This window comes from Streptomyces sp. NPDC023481 (genome assembly GCF_055560195.1).
Genome location: NZ_JBVHJE010000018.1, coordinates 73,720 through 88,856, shown reverse-complemented (window position 1 = coordinate 88,856; position 15,137 = coordinate 73,720). Strand labels below are relative to the sequence as shown.

13 protein-coding genes are annotated in these 15,137 nt (G+C 73.7%); 6 read left to right on the top strand and 7 right to left on the bottom strand.

Annotated elements, in window-relative coordinates; all coding sequences use genetic code 11:
• Positions 1-31 precede the first annotated feature (31 nt).
• Positions 32-1,195, top strand: coding sequence for an exonuclease SbcCD subunit D (locus ACZ3ZD_RS30045; protein WP_467404019.1), 1,164 nt, complete (start codon positions 32-34; stop codon positions 1,193-1,195).
• Complete coding sequence (locus ACZ3ZD_RS30040; RefSeq protein ID WP_467404015.1) at positions 1,192-4,182, top strand: AAA family ATPase; 2,991 nt, start codon at positions 1,192-1,194, stop codon at positions 4,180-4,182. The genes ACZ3ZD_RS30045 and ACZ3ZD_RS30040 overlap by 4 nt, the downstream gene beginning before the upstream one ends.
• Before the next feature lie 561 nt (positions 4,183-4,743).
• Here the strand turns inward: ACZ3ZD_RS30040 and ACZ3ZD_RS30035 are convergent.
• Positions 4,744-5,379, bottom strand: a complete 636-nt coding sequence (locus ACZ3ZD_RS30035; protein ID WP_467404011.1) for an SMI1/KNR4 family protein — start codon at positions 5,377-5,379, stop codon at positions 4,744-4,746.
• A gap of 403 nt (positions 5,380-5,782) precedes the next feature.
• Between ACZ3ZD_RS30035 and ACZ3ZD_RS30030 the strand changes: the two genes are divergently transcribed.
• The 4 genes from ACZ3ZD_RS30030 to ACZ3ZD_RS30015 all read left to right on the top strand — a co-directional run bounded on the left by ACZ3ZD_RS30030 (position 5,783) and on the right by ACZ3ZD_RS30015 (position 8,941).
• Positions 5,783-6,283: a GNAT family N-acetyltransferase gene (locus ACZ3ZD_RS30030; RefSeq protein WP_467404007.1), complete on the top strand. Its 501-nt coding sequence runs from the start codon at positions 5,783-5,785 to the stop codon at positions 6,281-6,283.
• Between the two features lie 173 nt (positions 6,284-6,456).
• Entirely contained in the window at positions 6,457-7,086 is a 630-nt protein-coding gene (locus ACZ3ZD_RS30025) for a histidine phosphatase family protein (RefSeq protein ID WP_467404005.1), read from the top strand.
• A gap of 104 nt (positions 7,087-7,190) precedes the next feature.
• Complete coding sequence (locus ACZ3ZD_RS30020; RefSeq protein ID WP_467404002.1) at positions 7,191-7,844, top strand: response regulator; 654 nt, start codon at positions 7,191-7,193, stop codon at positions 7,842-7,844.
• Positions 7,841-8,941 carry a sensor histidine kinase gene (locus ACZ3ZD_RS30015; RefSeq protein WP_467404000.1) on the top strand — a complete coding sequence of 367 codons (1,101 nt, stop codon included), beginning with the start codon at positions 7,841-7,843 and terminating at the stop codon, positions 8,939-8,941. The genes ACZ3ZD_RS30020 and ACZ3ZD_RS30015 overlap by 4 nt, the downstream gene beginning before the upstream one ends.
• A 105-nt stretch (positions 8,942-9,046) precedes the next feature.
• Here ACZ3ZD_RS30015 and ACZ3ZD_RS30010 read toward each other — a convergent pair whose 3' ends face one another.
• From ACZ3ZD_RS30010 to ACZ3ZD_RS29985, 6 genes are all read right to left on the bottom strand, one after another.
• The gene (locus ACZ3ZD_RS30010; RefSeq protein WP_467403998.1) at positions 9,047-10,285 is read right to left on the bottom strand and encodes a cytochrome P450; all 1,239 of its coding nucleotides are present in this window, start codon (positions 10,283-10,285) and stop codon (positions 9,047-9,049) included.
• Between the two features lie 36 nt (positions 10,286-10,321).
• Positions 10,322-11,713 (bottom strand): NAD(P)/FAD-dependent oxidoreductase, encoded by a 1,392-nt coding sequence (locus ACZ3ZD_RS30005; RefSeq protein ID WP_467403996.1) that lies wholly within the window; start codon positions 11,711-11,713, stop codon positions 10,322-10,324.
• On the bottom strand, positions 11,703-11,933 hold the full coding sequence (locus ACZ3ZD_RS30000) for a ferredoxin (protein WP_467403994.1): 231 nt from the start codon (positions 11,931-11,933) through the stop codon (positions 11,703-11,705). Before ACZ3ZD_RS30000 ends, ACZ3ZD_RS30005 begins: the two co-directional genes overlap by 11 nt.
• A 157-nt stretch (positions 11,934-12,090) precedes the next feature.
• Positions 12,091-12,765 (bottom strand): hypothetical protein, encoded by a 675-nt coding sequence (locus tag ACZ3ZD_RS29995; protein WP_467403991.1) that lies wholly within the window; start codon positions 12,763-12,765, stop codon positions 12,091-12,093.
• Between the two features lie 110 nt (positions 12,766-12,875).
• A complete protein-coding gene (locus ACZ3ZD_RS29990) occupies positions 12,876-14,567 on the bottom strand; it encodes a DUF885 domain-containing protein (protein WP_467403988.1) in 1,692 nt (563 codons plus the stop codon).
• A gap of 53 nt (positions 14,568-14,620) precedes the next feature.
• Positions 14,621-15,106 carry an Lrp/AsnC family transcriptional regulator gene (locus ACZ3ZD_RS29985; protein ID WP_467403986.1) on the bottom strand — a complete coding sequence of 162 codons (486 nt, stop codon included), beginning with the start codon at positions 15,104-15,106 and terminating at the stop codon, positions 14,621-14,623.
• Positions 15,107-15,137: the final 31 nt, after the last annotated feature.

Sequence of the window (15,137 nt, the reverse complement as noted above, 5' to 3'; positions counted from 1 at the left end):
ATGTCAGATCCGGCCGTTAGTCTCGGGGCTCATGAGACTCCTGCACACGTCCGACTGGCACCTCGGCCGGGCCTTCCACCGGGTGAACCTGCTCGGGGCCCAGTCCGAGTTCATCGGTCACCTCGTCACCACCGTGCGTGAGCGCGAGGTCGACGCGGTGGTCGTGTCGGGCGACGTGTACGACCGCGCGGTGCCGCCGCTCGCCGCGGTCGAGCTGTTCGACGACGCGCTGCACCGGCTCGCGGACCTCGGCGTGCCCACGGTGATGATCTCAGGGAACCACGACTCGGGCCGCCGCCTCGGTGTCGGCGCCGGACTCATCGGCCGCGCCGGCATCCACCTGCGTACCGAACCGGCCGCCGCAGGCACCCCGGTCGTGCTCCGGGACACCCATGGGGACGTCGCCTTCTACGGGCTGCCGTACCTCGAACCCGCCCTGGTGAAGGACGAGTTCGGCGTCGACAAGGCCGGCCACGAGACCGTGCTCGGCGCCGCCATGGACCGCGTCCGCGCCGACCTCGCCACGCGTGCGCGGGGCACGCGTTCCGTCGTCCTCGCCCACGCCTTCGTCACCGGCGGCCAGGCCAGCGACAGCGAGCGGGACATCACCGTCGGCGGGGTCGCCGCCGTACCGGCCGGAGTCTTCGACGGCGTCGACTACGCGGCGCTCGGGCACCTGCACGGCTGCCAGACCATCACCGAACGCGTGCGGTACTCCGGCTCGCCGCTCGCCTACTCTTTCTCCGAGGCCGGCCACCGCAAGAGCATGTGGCTGATCGACCTGGACGCGGACGGCGCGGTCACCGCCGAACGCCTCGACTGCCCGGTGCCCCGCCCGCTCGCCCGGATCAGCGGCACCCTGGACGACCTCCTCGCCGACCCGGCGCTGACCCGCCACGAGGACGCCTGGGTCGAGGCCACCCTCACCGACCCGGTCCGCCCGGCCGACCCCATGGCCCGGCTCACCGAGCGCTTCCCGCACACCCTCAGCCTGGTCTTCGCCCCGGAACGGGCCCCGGACGACCCCCAGGTGTCGTACGCCCGGCGGCTCGCGGGCCGCAGCGACCAGCAGATCGCCCAGGACTTCGTCGCCCATGTGCGCGGCACCGGACCCGACGAGCACGAGACGGCCGTGCTGCGCGAGGCGTTCGACGGCGTGCGTGCCGACCACGCCGTGCGGGAGGTGGCCCGGTGAGGCTGCACCGGCTCGACATCACCGCCTTCGGTCCCTTCGGCGGCGCCCAGAGCGTCGACTTCGACGCGCTGTCCACCGCCGGGCTGTTCCTGCTGCACGGCCCCACCGGCGCCGGCAAGACCTCCGTCCTGGACGCCGTCTGCTACGCCCTGTACGGCTCCGTCCCCGGCGCCCGGCACAGCAGCCAGGGCACGCACCTGCGCAGCGACCACGCCCAGCCGGGCACCCGCACCGAGGTCCGCCTCGAACTCACCGTCGCCGGACGCCGGCTGGAGATCACCCGCCAGCCCCCGTGGGAGCGCCGCAAGCTGCGCGGCAAGGGCACCACGGTCGACAAGGCGCAGACCTGGCTGCGCGAGTACGACGCCCGGGCCGGCGCCTGGAAGGACCTCAGCCGCTCCCACCAGGAGACCGGCACCGAGATCGAGCAGTTGCTCGGCATGAGCCGCGAGCAGTTCTGCCAGGTCGTCCTGCTGCCTCAGGGCGACTTCGCCCGCTTCCTGCGCGCCGACGCCGAGGCCCGCGGCAGGCTCCTCGGCCGCCTCTTCGACACCCAGCGCTTCACCGACGTCGAGAAACGCCTCGCCGAACGCCGCCGCACCACCGAGGCACGCGTACGCGAGGGCGACACGGCCCTGCTCGCCGACGCCCACCGCATGCAGCAGGAGGCCGGCGACGCCATGGAGCTGCCCGAGCTGGCCGCGGGCGACCCGGGCCTGGCCGAGGCCGTCCTCGCCGCCGCCGCCGTCGCCCGCAGCACCGCCCGGGAACGCCTCACCGTCGCCCACTGCCGGCTCTCCGCCGCCGAGTCCGCCCACGCCGCGGCCCGCCGCGCCCTGGAGGAGGCGCGCGAACTCGCCCGCCTCCAGGGCAGATTCGCCGAGGCCCGGCAGCGCGCCGAGCGCCTCCGGGAACGGGCCGGCGCCCACCGCGAGGCACAGGAACGCATGCAGCGGGGCCGCAAGGCGGAGGCCGTCGCCCCCGCGCTGGAACTGCGGGAGGCCGCCGAGACGGAACACCACCGGGCCGCCGCGGCCGAAGCCCGGGCGCGCGCCCTGCTGCCCGACTCCCATGCCGGCGCCGACGCGAGCGGACTCGCCGCCGCCGCCCGCCGGGCCGCCGAGGAACTGGGCGGCCTGGACGCGGCCCGGCGCGCCGAACGCCGGCTCGCCGAACTCACCGAGGAACGCACCGGACTCGACCGGCAGGAGCGCGCCGACGACGACGTCCTGCGCGAGGCCGACACCTGGCTCGCCGACTGGGACAGCACCCGCGCCGCCCTCCAGACCCGCGTCGACGCCGCCCAGGAGGCCGCCACCCGCGCCGAGCAACTCGCCGTCCAGCGCGCCCCCATGCAGCGCCGGCTCGACGCGGCCCGCACCCGCGACCGGCTCGCCGCCGACCTGGCACAGGCCCGGCAGCGCGCCGAGGAGTCCCGGCAGCGCGCCCTCGACGCCCGCACCCACTGGCTGGACCTGAAGGAACAGCGCCTGAACGGCATCGCCGCCGAACTGGCCGCCCACCTCACCGCCGGCGAGCCCTGCGCGGTCTGCGGAGCCACCGAACACCCCGCCCCCGCCCGCAAGGTCGCCGGACACGTCGACCGCGAGACCGAGGACACCGCCCTCGCCGCGTACCAGCGGGCAGAGGACCGGCACACCGAGGACGAACGGCGCCTCGGCGAGGTCCGCGAGGCCGTGGCCGCCGCCACCGCCGAGGCCGGCGACACGCCCACCGACCGGCTCGCCGCCGAGGCCGGTGCACTGGAGCAGGAGTACACCCGCGCCCGCCGTGCGGCCTCCGGCCTGCACGCCGCCCAGGAGGAGCTGCGGGGCGCCGAGCGGGAACGCGAGCAGCGCCTCGCCGACCGCCAGCAGGCCGCCGTACGGGCCGCCTCCCGGCTCACCCGGCGCGAGACCCTGGAGCGCGAACAGGCTCAGCTGGAAGCCGAGTTGGCGCAGGCGCGGGGCACGGCCGACAGCGTGGCCGCGCGCGCCGCGCAACTGGAGCGGCAGGCGGCCCGGCTGACCGACGCCGCCGACGCCGTGCGCGCCGCCGAGGACGCCGCCCAGCGGCTGAAGGACGCCGACGCCCGGCTCGCCGACGCCGCCTACCGGGCCGGCTTCGACACCCCGCAGGCCGCCGCCGACGCCCTGCTGGACCCCGCCGCCCACCGCGAGCTCCAGCACCGGCTGGACGCCTGGCAGCAGGAGGAGGCCGCCGTCCGCGCGGTCCTCACCGAGCCCGGCACCGCGGCCGCCGCCCAGCAGCCGCCCGCCGACCCGGCCGCGGCCGAGCGCGCCGCGGCCGACGCGGAACGCCGGCTGCGCGAGGCCGCCTCCGCGCGCGACGCCACCGCCCGCTGCGGCACCGAGCTGGACCGCCTCTCCGCCCGCGCCACCGGGGCCGTACGCCGGCTGGGCCCGCTGCGCGAGGAGTACGACCGGGTGGCCCGGCTCGCCACCCTCACCGCGGGCACCTCGGCCGACAACGAACGCCGGATGCGCCTGGAGTCGTACGTCCTGGCGGCCCGACTCGAACAGGTCGCCGCCGCCGCGACCGTACGCCTGCAGCGCATGTCGTCCGGCCGCTACACCCTCGTCCACTCCGACGACCGCACCGGCCGCGGCAGGAGCGGCCTCGGGCTGCACGTGGTCGACGCCTGGACCGGACGGGAGCGGGACACCGCCACCCTCTCCGGCGGCGAGACCTTCTTCGCCTCCCTGGCGCTCGCCCTCGGCCTCGCCGACGTCGTCACCGACGAGGCGGGCGGCGTCCGCCTGGACACCCTCTTCATCGACGAGGGCTTCGGCAGCCTCGACGACCAGACCCTGGACGAGGTCCTGGACGTCCTCGACTCCCTGCGCGAACGCGACCGCAGCGTCGGCATCGTCAGCCACGTCCCGGACCTGCGCCGCCGCATCCACGCCCAGCTGGAGGTCGTCAAGGGAAGGGCGGGGTCGACCGTGCGGCAGCGGGGGGTCTGAGGGCGTGTGAACCTCCACCTGTCGCCTCAATGCTGCGGCCCGTGGGGGATGGATTTGTATGCCCGGGCTGCCATCGCTGCGTCGAGGACGGAGGCCGGCGAACGTCGGTCGGGGGTGCTCGTCGACCAGAACAACGAACACGGGGCAACCTGGCGCGCACGCGCGCCCTCGAATAGGGAGCCCGGCAGCTCACCGCCGACAATCGCCCCCTCGATGAAGGCCTCCAGGTTGCCTGCTCCAACCTCCGCTTCCAGGACCGCCGCGTCGCGACCTCGGAGCCGGGACCGTGGGGATCTGACAACCTGCGCAGAGCTGCCTCACCCGGCTCGAGGACCACAGGAGTACGGTGGCCATCGGGCCGGGCAGTATGGCGGATCCCGGCATTATTGCGGCGTCGGTGGGTCAGCTGGTGAGACCGTCGCCGGTCGTCGGCCTCCGATGGCGACCCGGATCGTAGATCACAGTGAGAAACGGCGTGATTCCCAGGGCGTACAAGCCGTACTCCAGCTGCTGGTACCACGCTCGCGCGCCCTCAGCACTGGCCTCTCCCCGCTTCCGTTCTCAGTTACCAGCTGGCCGCCAGTCCAGATCCTCGTACGTGCGGGACTGCCACACGAGGGCACCGTTCACCGTGCCGGGCCGCTCCTGCCCCAGACCGGGATATTCGAGGGAGTCGGCCAGGTCTTCCAAATACGTCACGAGGGAATCCTGCGGATCGTCATCACCGGGGGGCTGGTAGGCGGTCTTCGTCCACTTCCACATCAGGCCGGTCGCGCTGTCGAGAAAGGTTCCGTGGACGGTATCGTGCGGCCCGAGGGAGAAGACCGGTATCCAGGAACGCTGCCAGGCAATCACGTCGCCTTGCCCGGGTGCGCCCGGAGAAGAGTAGCCAGCGTCCAGTTCTTCCTGGACGCTCATCATCATCTGGTAGAGCGGGACGACCTCTTCCAGGGGGATCAGCGCGTTGTTTTCACGCAGCATTCCGAATTCTCCGACATTGCCGGCGGAGACGAGCCCCCACAGGGTACGCAGCCCAACGGGAACGAGCAGCCCCAAGGCGCTCTCAACCGCGTCGATCTGCTCAGGGTCCGCTCCGGGGCCGAGTGCCGCGTACGTGGCCGGCGCGTACTGTTCCAGCCACGCCTCGATCCGGCGCCAGGCGTCCCGGACCTGGCGTCCCTCTGTCCCTTCGGTCATGGCTTGCAGCGTAGTGTCCCTCCGCTTCCCCAACTTCCCGACTTCCCCAACTTCCCGCGACATGGCTGGCCCAGCACAAAGAGCCGCGAGCGCTCAGGGCTGAGACAGCAACGCTGACGGAGAAGTTCCACTTTCCTCCGGAAGCGGCGGCAGGGTCCTCGCCGTCGCCGACGCGGCCAGGCCGCCCTCGAGGCGGTATACGCCTACCCCGTACAGAACTGGTCCCTCCAGCTGCAGTCGCTGTCATTCAGGCCCTCCCGTCATGGAGTGCCACGGAGATACGGCCGGACCTAAGCCCTCTCCTCCGGATCGTCCCGGCCTCCCGCGCCGCAACCCGGGCGCCGCGGCACCCGGTCGGTGGACAACACGCGGACCGGGCTGCCCGTCCGGGTACAGTCGGGCGGTGCCCGAGCTGAAGCGGCTGCACGCCAGCCACGCCCACGCGGTCCTGGCCTTCGAGCTGTCGAACCGCGCCTATTTCGCCGCCTCGATCTCCGACCGCGGGGACGAGTACTTCGACCGGTTCACCGACCGGTACAACGACCTGCTGGCCGAGCAGGAGACCGGCACCTGCGCCTGCTACGTACTCGTCGGCGAGGACGGCGCGGTGCTCGGCAGGTTCAACCTGGTCAACATCCGCGACCACACGGCGGAACTCGGCTACCGGGTCGCCGAGCACGTCGCCGGCCGGGGTGTGGCCACCGAGACGGTCCGGGAGGTGTGCCGGCTGGCGGCGCAGCGGTACGGACTGCGCACCCTGCGGGCGGCCACCAGCCACCGGAACGCCGCGTCCCACCGGGTGCTGGTCAAATCCGGGTTCATCCCGGTCGGACCGGCCGACCCGGCCGACCTGGGCGGTGAGCGGGGCACCTGGTACCAGTGCGACCTTGGACCGCGGTCGTAGGACACGAGCGGCCCCGACCCCCGACCCTCCCGCCCACAAGTCCCGCCGACCGGCGGGGGTGCTCCGGCCACCTGCTGGAGGTTCGCGGGGCACCCTTCCTGGAATGTGGTGTCCAAGGGAAACTCCTCCGCCCCGGTGGAGTGGTCCTCCCGATCGGAGAAGGAGGTCGGACGGTGACGGTGCGACTGACGATGTTCTGCGCGACCGCCGTGCACGGCGGCCAGGACCGGGTCCTCGGGGACGGCACCCCGGGCGTGCCCGTCACAGCGGCCCCGCCGCCGTACGCCCTGACCCTGCGGGGCCCCTCCGCCCGCTGCGCGCGGACCGCCGAGGCCCTCGGGGTCGACGCCACGCCCGAGGAAGCCCTGCGCGGCCTGGACCACGGCACGTGGGAGGGCCGCCCGGCCGCCGACATCGCGGCCGTGGCCCCCCATGCCCTCTCCGTCTGGCTGACGGATCCCGACGCCGCACCGCACGGCGGCGAGAGCGTCCGCGGGCTGTGCCGTCGGACGGCCGACTGGCTGGAGGCGCTGCCCGGTGGCCCGGGGGCCGTCCTCGTGATCGCCGAGGAGTCCGTCGTCCGGGCGGCGCTGGTCCACGCGCTGTCCCTGCCCGCCCGCGCGTTCCGCTACCTGGACGTGCCACCCGCCGTCACCCTGACGTTGCGCGAAGGCCGGTGGAACGTCCGGCCCGCCGCGCCGGCCGCCCCGCGGCACCGGCCCCCGGCCGACGGCTCCGAGACCGTCGCGGTGCCGGCCATGCCGGTCACGCGCCGGCATCTGTGCCTCACCGGCCGGCCCTGACCGGACAGGACCGGATCGCGCTGCCACGACCACGGCGCCCGGCGGCGAAGCCGCCCCGGGCGTGGTACGAATCGGACAGTGGTTCCGTCGAGGCTGGAGCGCACGTGATCCGGGTACTGGTGGTCGACGACGAAGCCCTGATCCGCACGGGTTTCCAGCGCATCCTGGCCGCCGCCGACGGTATCGAGGTCGTCGGGGCGGTGTCGGGCGGGCAGGCCCTGCGGACGGTGCGCGAGCAGCACCCCGACGTGGTGCTGCTGGACATCCGCATGCCGGACGTCGACGGCCTCACCGTCCTCGGTGACATCCGCCGGCTGCCGCAGCCACCCGTGGTGGCCATGCTGACCACGTTCGACATGGACGAGTACGTCGAGACGGCCCTGCGCTCGGGCGCCGCCGGCTTCCTCCTCAAGGACACCGACCCCGAGGCGCTGCCGCTGGCGGTGCAGAGCCTGGCCCGCGGCGGCACCGTCCTCTCGCCCAAGGTCACCCGCGCGGTGGTGGACGGCTACCTGAGCGCCGGGCCGCAGGAGCGCCCGCCCAAGGCCCTGGGCCGGCTGACCGGCCGGGAGCGCGAGGTGCTCGTCCTCATCGCCGAGGGCCTGTCGAACGCCGACATCGCGGCCCGGATGCACCTGAGCACCGGCACGGTCAAGGACCACGTCAGCGCGATCCTCACCAAGCTGGAGGTCAGCGGCCGGGTCCAGGCCGCCCTCTTCGCCCAGCGGGCTGGCCTCCTCACGGAGGAGACCGGATGACCCGCCGCCCACCCCCGCTGCTGCTGGATGGCGCGGCCGTGGCCCTGGCCCTCCTCGACGTGTGGGCCCACTGGGACATCACCGAGCCGCTGCGGATGGCCTGCGGCCTGGGCGCCGCCGTCGTCCTGCTGCTGCGCCGGCGGCAGCCCATGCTCACCTACCTCCTCACCCTCCCGGCCGTCCTGCTGTCCGACGCGGTCGTCGCCTGCCTGGCCGCGCTGTACACACTCGCCTCGCTCAGCCGCCTCAGGGCGCTGCTGCCGCTGTGCGCCCTCGTCTTCGCGTTCTGCGACACGGCGTCCCTGCCGTCACCGCACCTGGACCTGACCGACCCCCGGAAACTGATCTCGTTCGGCTACAGCGCCGCCACGGCGGCCGCCGCCATCTTCCTGGGCCAGCTGGTGCGGACCCGGCGCGACCTGTCGCTGAGGCTGACCGAGATCTCCGAGGCGCGCGACCACCAGCAGCTGCTGACGGCCCAGGCCGTCCTGGCCAAGGAGCGCGCCCAGCTGGCCCGCGAGATGCACGACGTCGTCTCCCACCAGGTCAGCCTGATCGCCGTACGGGCCGGGGCGCTCCAGGTCGGCGCGCGCGACGCCGACACCAAGGACGCGGCGGCGACGATCCGGCGGCTGAGCGTGCAGACGCTGGACGAGCTGCGCCACATGGTCGGCGTCCTGCGTGCCTCCGGCGGCCACCCGACGGAACTGACCCCGCAGCCGGCGCTCGCCGACATCCGGCGGCTGGCCGACAACTGCGGCATCGAGACCCGGCTGACGATGGACCTGCCCGAGGGACTTCCGGCCACCGTGCAGCGCGCCGTCTACCGCACCGTCCAGGAGGCGCTGACCAACACCCGCAAACACGCCCCCGGCGCCACCGCGAGCATCGACCTGCTGCACACGGGCGGTTCCGTACGAGTCCGGGTCACCAACACCGCGCCGACCCAGCCGCCCCTGCCGCTGCCCGGCGCGCACCACGGCCTGATCGGCCTGCGCCAGCGCGCCGAACTCCTCGGCGGCACCATGACCTCCGGTCCCACGGACGACGGCGGCTACGAGGTCTGCGTGGTGCTGCCGGCCAACCGCACCGGCTAGCCGGGCGGCAGCCCACAGCCGGGCGGCACCCCGTCCACCCCATAGCCGGGCGGCAGCCCGCAGCCAGGTGGAGACCCCGGCCGCCGCCCGGCCGCGCGTGACGGCTCAGCGCAGCCCGTCGAAGGCGATCTCCAGATGCCGGGGGCCGCGCAGCACCGCGTTCTGCCGGTACGGCGGCGGGTCCTCGACCAGCCGGGGGCCCTCCAGCCGCCGGGCCAGCTCGGACAGGGCCAGCTGCGTCTCCAGCCGGGCCAGCGGCGCGCCGAAGCAGCTGTGGATGCCGCTGCCGAACCCGAGGTGCTGGATGTCCCCGCGGTCCGGGTCGAACCGCTCGGGGTCCTTGAACCGCTCCGGGTCCCGGTTGCCGGCGGCGAGCACCAGCCAGATCCGCGAGCCCTTGGGGATGGTGACCCCGCGCACCTCGATGTCGGCGATGCAGGTGCGCTGCGGTACCAGCTGCACCGGCGGTTCGTACCGCAGCAGCTCCTCCACGATGTTGACGGACAGACCCGGGTCGGTGCGCAGCCGCTCCAGGACCTCCGGGTGGCGCAGCAGGGTGAGCATGCCGTTGGTGATCAGGTTGACCGTCGTCTCGTGACCGGCGATCAGCAGCAGCACCGAGGTGCTGAGCACCTCCATCATGGTCATCGAGCCCTCCGGGCCCCGGCTGTCGACCAGGTCGGACAACAGGTCGTCGCGCGGTTCCCTGGTGCGCTGCTCGACCAGCCCGGCCAGGTACATGCCGAGCTGCATCCGTGCTTCCTGCGCCTTTTTGCGGAACTCGTCGTCCGCGCCCTGCCGCACCTCGGGGTCGAGGGTCGCGACCAGCGGATCGACCCAGGCCCGGAAGCGCGGCTCGTCCTCCCGGGGCACCCCGAGCAGCCGGCAGATCACGGTGACCGGGAAGGGGTAGGCGAACTGGTCGACCAGGTCGATCCGGCGCGCGTCCCCGAAGCCGTCGATCAGGGCGGTGACGATCTCCCGCATCTCGCCGCGCAGGCCGTCGATCCGCCGGGGCCGGTGCGGCGGCCCGAAGGCGCTGTTCGCGATGCGCCGCAGCCGGTCGTGCTCGGGCGGGTCGAGGCGCAGGAACGACGGCGGCAGCCCTCCCGTCTCCTCCGCCTGGTCCAGCTCGTCCACCCCGGCGGCGGCCAGGTTGGTGGCGTCGGAGCTGATCCGCGGATCGTGGAGGAGCGCCTTGATGTCGTAGTACGAGCTGATGATGTACGGGCCGTCCTCCTCCTCGTGGAGCACCGGCGTCCGGCGGAGTTCCGCGTACACCGGATAGGGGTTGGCACGGTTGGCGAAGTCGGTGATCTGGCTCAACATCGAGGCGTGCGGCATGGCGGGTCCTTCGGGCGTGCGGGCCGCGGGCGGCGGTCAGTGGCGGGCGGGGTGGAAGACCAGCTGCTGGTCGGCCGGCGAGTAACCGCTGAGGGTCACCATGGGGCCGTGCGTCGGCAGGGACGGGTCCGGGAAGCCGGCCGGCACCGGCTGCCGGTTCTCCGGACGGCGGTCCATCGTCGGGAACTCCACCGGGAACGGCGCGCCCCGCTCGATCTGTGCCTGGTAGAACTCCAGCCACCGTGTGTTGTCGAAGGTCACGGCGGCCACGATCCGGCCCTGGTAGCCGTAGACGCAGGCGAACCGGCGCTCGGCCAGCGAACCCTGCGTGATCATGATTTCCTCGCCCATGGGGGGCACCCCGACCGACTTGATGTTCACACCGAACATCGAGGACCAGAAGGCCGGCATCCACAGGTGCGGGCGCCGGTCGGCGCCGTGGCAGATCATGTTGTGCGCGGCGGTCTCCGCCTGGGCGACGGCGTTGCCCCAGTGCTCCAGCGACAGGAACTGGTAGCCGAAGAGCGCGTGCGGGGAGCGCGCGACGTCACCGGCCACGAAGACGTCGTCCGTGACGATGCCCCGGAAGTCGAAGGCCCGGCAGCCCGCGTCGCAGGCGATGCCCCGGGGCCCGGCGCCCAGCCCCGACCCGTTCAGCCACTCGGTGTTCCGCAGCGACCCCAGCGAGACCACGACCACGTCCGCCTCGACGACGCTCTCGTCCGACAGGTGGACGGCCCGCACGCGGCCCGCCGTGTCGCCCTCCAGCGCGGTCACCGTCACATGGGTGCGCAGGTCCACGCCGTTCTCGGTCTGCAGGTCCGCCGCGACCGCGCCGACGACCCCGCCGAGCGCCCCCACCAGCGGCGCCCCCGCCCGCTCCGCCACGGTGACCGGCAACCCCATCTCCCGGCACGCCGAGGCCACCTCCGAACCGGCGAACCCGGCGCCGATGACGAACACCCGGCGCGGCCCCGCCTTCAGCCGCCGGTACAGATCGGCCGCGTCCTCCCGCGTGCGCAGCAGGCACACGCCGTCCAGCCGGGCCTCCTCCGGCTTCGGCCAGGGCCGGGCGCGCACCCCGGTGGCGATGAGCAGCCGGTCGTACTCCACCTCGTCACCGTCGGCCAGCCGGACCCGCCGGGCCGTCAGGTCCAGCCCGCTCGCCGCGACACCGAGACGCCACTTGGCGTCGATCTCCCAGCGCCGGGGCAGGTCGGTGTGGTGCGGGGACGCCATGCCCAGCAGCACGGACTTGGACAGCGGCGGCCGGTCGTACGGCTCGTACGGCTCGTCCCCGATCAGCGTCAGCTCGCCGGCGAAGCCCTCGGCGCGCAGCGTCTCGGCGGCCCGCAGACCGGCCAGCGAGGCACCGACGATCACGATCCGGCCCTCGCGCCTGAGCCACTCCACGTAGTCAGCGGCCATCGGACGCCTCCCGGGCCTCGGCCGTACGGTCCGTCGCGTCGGCGGTGATCGCCTGCACCGGGCAGGCGGCGACGGCCCGCGCCACCCGTTCGCGCTGCTCGTCGTCCGCGCGCGGGCTGTAGATCAGCGCTTCCTCGCCGTGCAGGGCGAAGACGTCCGGCGCGAGGAACACGCACTGCGCGTACCCCTGACACTTGTTGAGATCGACGACGATCCTCATCGACGCTCCGCCCTTCCACTGGCCAGGTCCGGTCGTCCCGCGCGGCGCGAGCGGCACGGGTCCGGACGGCGGTCGTCCCCCCGCAGGCCAGCATGCGAGCCGGGGCGAGGCGCCCGCGCGTCGGGCACGCCGATCGAGTGACGTGAGCGCCGGCGGTCTACGCCTCGTCCGGCCGGGCCGGGCCGCCCCGGTTCGCCACGAGGATGTGCACGCCCAGCAGCAGCGACCAGGCGGGGAAGACGAGCTCCGCCCAGGGCACGTTGGACGAGGCGACCAGCAGCGTCAGGGCGGCGAGGAAGCCCAGCGTGGTGAGCCAGCGCGGCAGCACCCCGAGGCGGCGGCCGATGACCGACATGGACGACACGAAGACGGCCGCCATCCGCGTGGCGTACTCCGTCATCAGCGTGTACGCGAAGTGGCGGCCGAAGTCCCAGGCGGCCGGCGGCGGCGGCAGGCCGGCCCGGTGGGCCACCGCGAGCACGGCCTCCGCCGCCGCGGCGGCACCGAACAGCGTCGCCGTGAAGACCAGCCCGCTGCCGAGGAAGACGGTGGCGAGGAACTTGTCCTCACCCGCGCCGACGTGCGTGCGGACCGCGCCCACGAACCACAGGAAGAAGATGCCGGCGAACGGCACCAGCGCGAGGGCCGCGCGCAGCGCGCCGCGCCGCCCGGAGTCCGTGAACGCCTGCGCGGCGCCCGCGCCGCCGCCTTCCGGAAGCGCCACCCGGAACAGCACCATCGCCGCCGCCAGGAGCAGCGCGAAGACCACCCCGGCCAGCCCCGCGGCGCCCGGTGTCCGAAGTACCCGCCGTCCCGGTTGCTGCTCCCGCATGCCCGGCCCGCCTTCCGCATCGACCCTGGGCACCAGCTAGCCGCCCGCCCCGGCCCCCCGCCACCGGGAGACGCCCGTACGGCCGAGGGAAGCCTCCCCGCGGCAGGCCGTCAGAGCCGGGACAGCTCGTCCACCAGGTCGTCCAGGCCCAGCGAACCCTGTGACAGCGCCGCCATGTGCCAGGCCTTCAGGTCGAACGCCTCGCCGCGCCGCTCACGCGCCTTGTCCCGGCCCAGCAGCCAGGCCCGCTCGCCCAGCTTGTAGCCGATCGCCTGGCCCGGGATCGTCAGGTAGCGGGTCAGCTCGCTCTCCACGAAGTCCGCCGGCCGGCTGCTGTGCGCGCCGAAGAACTCCTGTGCCAGCTCGGGCGTCCACCGCTCACCGGGGTGGAACGGCGAGTCCGCCGGAATCTCCAGCTCCAGGTGCATACCGATGTCCACGATCACCCGGGTCGCCCGCATCATCTGCGCGTCCAGGTAGCCGAGCCGCTCCTCCGGGCCGGTGAGATAGCCCAGCTCGTCCATCAGCCGCTCCGCGTACAACGCCCAGCCCTCCGCGTTGGCGCTGACGATGCCGACCGTCGCCTGGTAGCGGGAGAGGTCCTCGGCGACGTGCGTCCACTGCGCGAGCTGGAGGTGGTGACCGGGCACGCCCTCGTGGTACCAGGTCGAGACGAGGTCGTAGACCGGGAAGCGGGTCTGGCCCATCGTGGGCAGCCAGGTGCGGCCGGGCCGGGAGAAGTCCTCCGACGGGGGCGTGTAGTAGGGGGCCGCCGCGCCGCCGGGCGGGGCGATGCGCGACTCCACCCGGCGCACCCGCTCGGCGAGGTCGAAGTGGGTGCCGTCCAGCTCCTCGATCGCCTGGTCCATCAGGCCCTGGAGCCACTCACGGACCTCGTCCACGCCCTCGATGTGCCGGCCGTGCTCGTCCAGGTGCGCGAGCGCCGCCCAGGGCGTCTCGGCGCCGGGCAGGATCTTCTCCGCCTCCCGCCTCATCTCGCCCAGGATGCGGTGGAATTCGGCCCAGCCGTACGCGTACGCCTCGTCCAGGTCCAGGTCCGTGCCGTTGAAGTAGCGGGACCAGCGCGCGTACCGCTCGCGGCCGACGACGTCCGGGGCGCCCTCGATCGCCGGCGCGTACACGTCCCGCATCCAGTCCCGCAGTTCCACCAGGGCGCCGGTCGCCTCCCGCGCCGCCTCGTCCAGCTCCGCGCGCAGCGACTCGGGTCCGGCGGCGGCGAAGTCCTCGTACCAGCCGCGGCCCTCACCGTCCGTGTCCGTCCACTCGGTGAGCTGGTCGACGAAGGTCGTCGTGGGCCGGGGCGCCGCGAACAGCTTGCGTTCCAGGCCGAGTTCGAGCGAGGCACGGTAGCCCGCGAGCGCGCCCGGCACCGCGCGCAGCCGCTCCGCGATCGCCGCCCAGTCCTCCTCCGTGTCCGCCGGGGTGACCGTGAAGATCTCCCGCACCGCGTGGCCGGGGGTGTCCATGTTGCCGACCCGGCGCAGGTGCTCCTCCGTGTCGTGGACGGCGAGTTCCGCGGTGAGCCGCTCCCGCAGCAGGCGTGCGCAGCGGCGCTCCACGTCGGTGTCGGCACCGGGCCGCCGCTCCGCCTCGTCCAGCTTCGCGAGGGTCGCCCGCGCCAGCTCCGCGAGGGCTTCCTGACCGGCCGGAGAGTAGTCGGGCAGCCTGCTCGAACTCTCCTTCACACCGAGGTACGTACCGGTGACCGGGTCGAGGGCGATGAGGCCGTCCACGTACGCGTCGGCGACCTGTCGGGGCAGGGGGCTCTGGGTCTCAGACATGCGGCCCATCCTCGTACGCGGAGGATCTCCGCGTCACCCGGGAATAAGGGGATTCAGCTCTGGGCGTGGCCGGGCGGCAGCAGCGGCCCGCACTCCCACTGCTGGAAGATCAGCCGGGTCTCCACCCGGGCCACCTCGCGCCGCGCCGTGAACTCGTCCAGCACCAGCCGCTGGAGGTCGGCCATGTCCGCGACCGCCACATGCACGAGGTAGTCGTCCGGCCCGGTCAGGTGGAACACCGACCGCGCCTCCGGCAGCGCCCGGATCCGCTCCACGAACGGTCCCACCAGCTCCCGCCGGTGCGGCCGTACCTGCACCGACAGCAGCGCCTGGAGTCCGCGCCCCAGCCTGGCCGGATCGAGCCGCAGCCGGTGGCCGAGGATCACGCCCGAGCGGCGCAGCCGGGTCACCCGGTCCAGACAGGTCGACGGCGCCACGCCCACCTGCGCGGCGAGGTCGCGGTAGGTGGTCCGGGCGTCGTTCTGCAACAGCCGCAGCAGATGCAGATCGACCGGATCCAGTACGACGGATTCGGCCATGAGCCGAACGTAGCACGGTGTTCGACTCCGG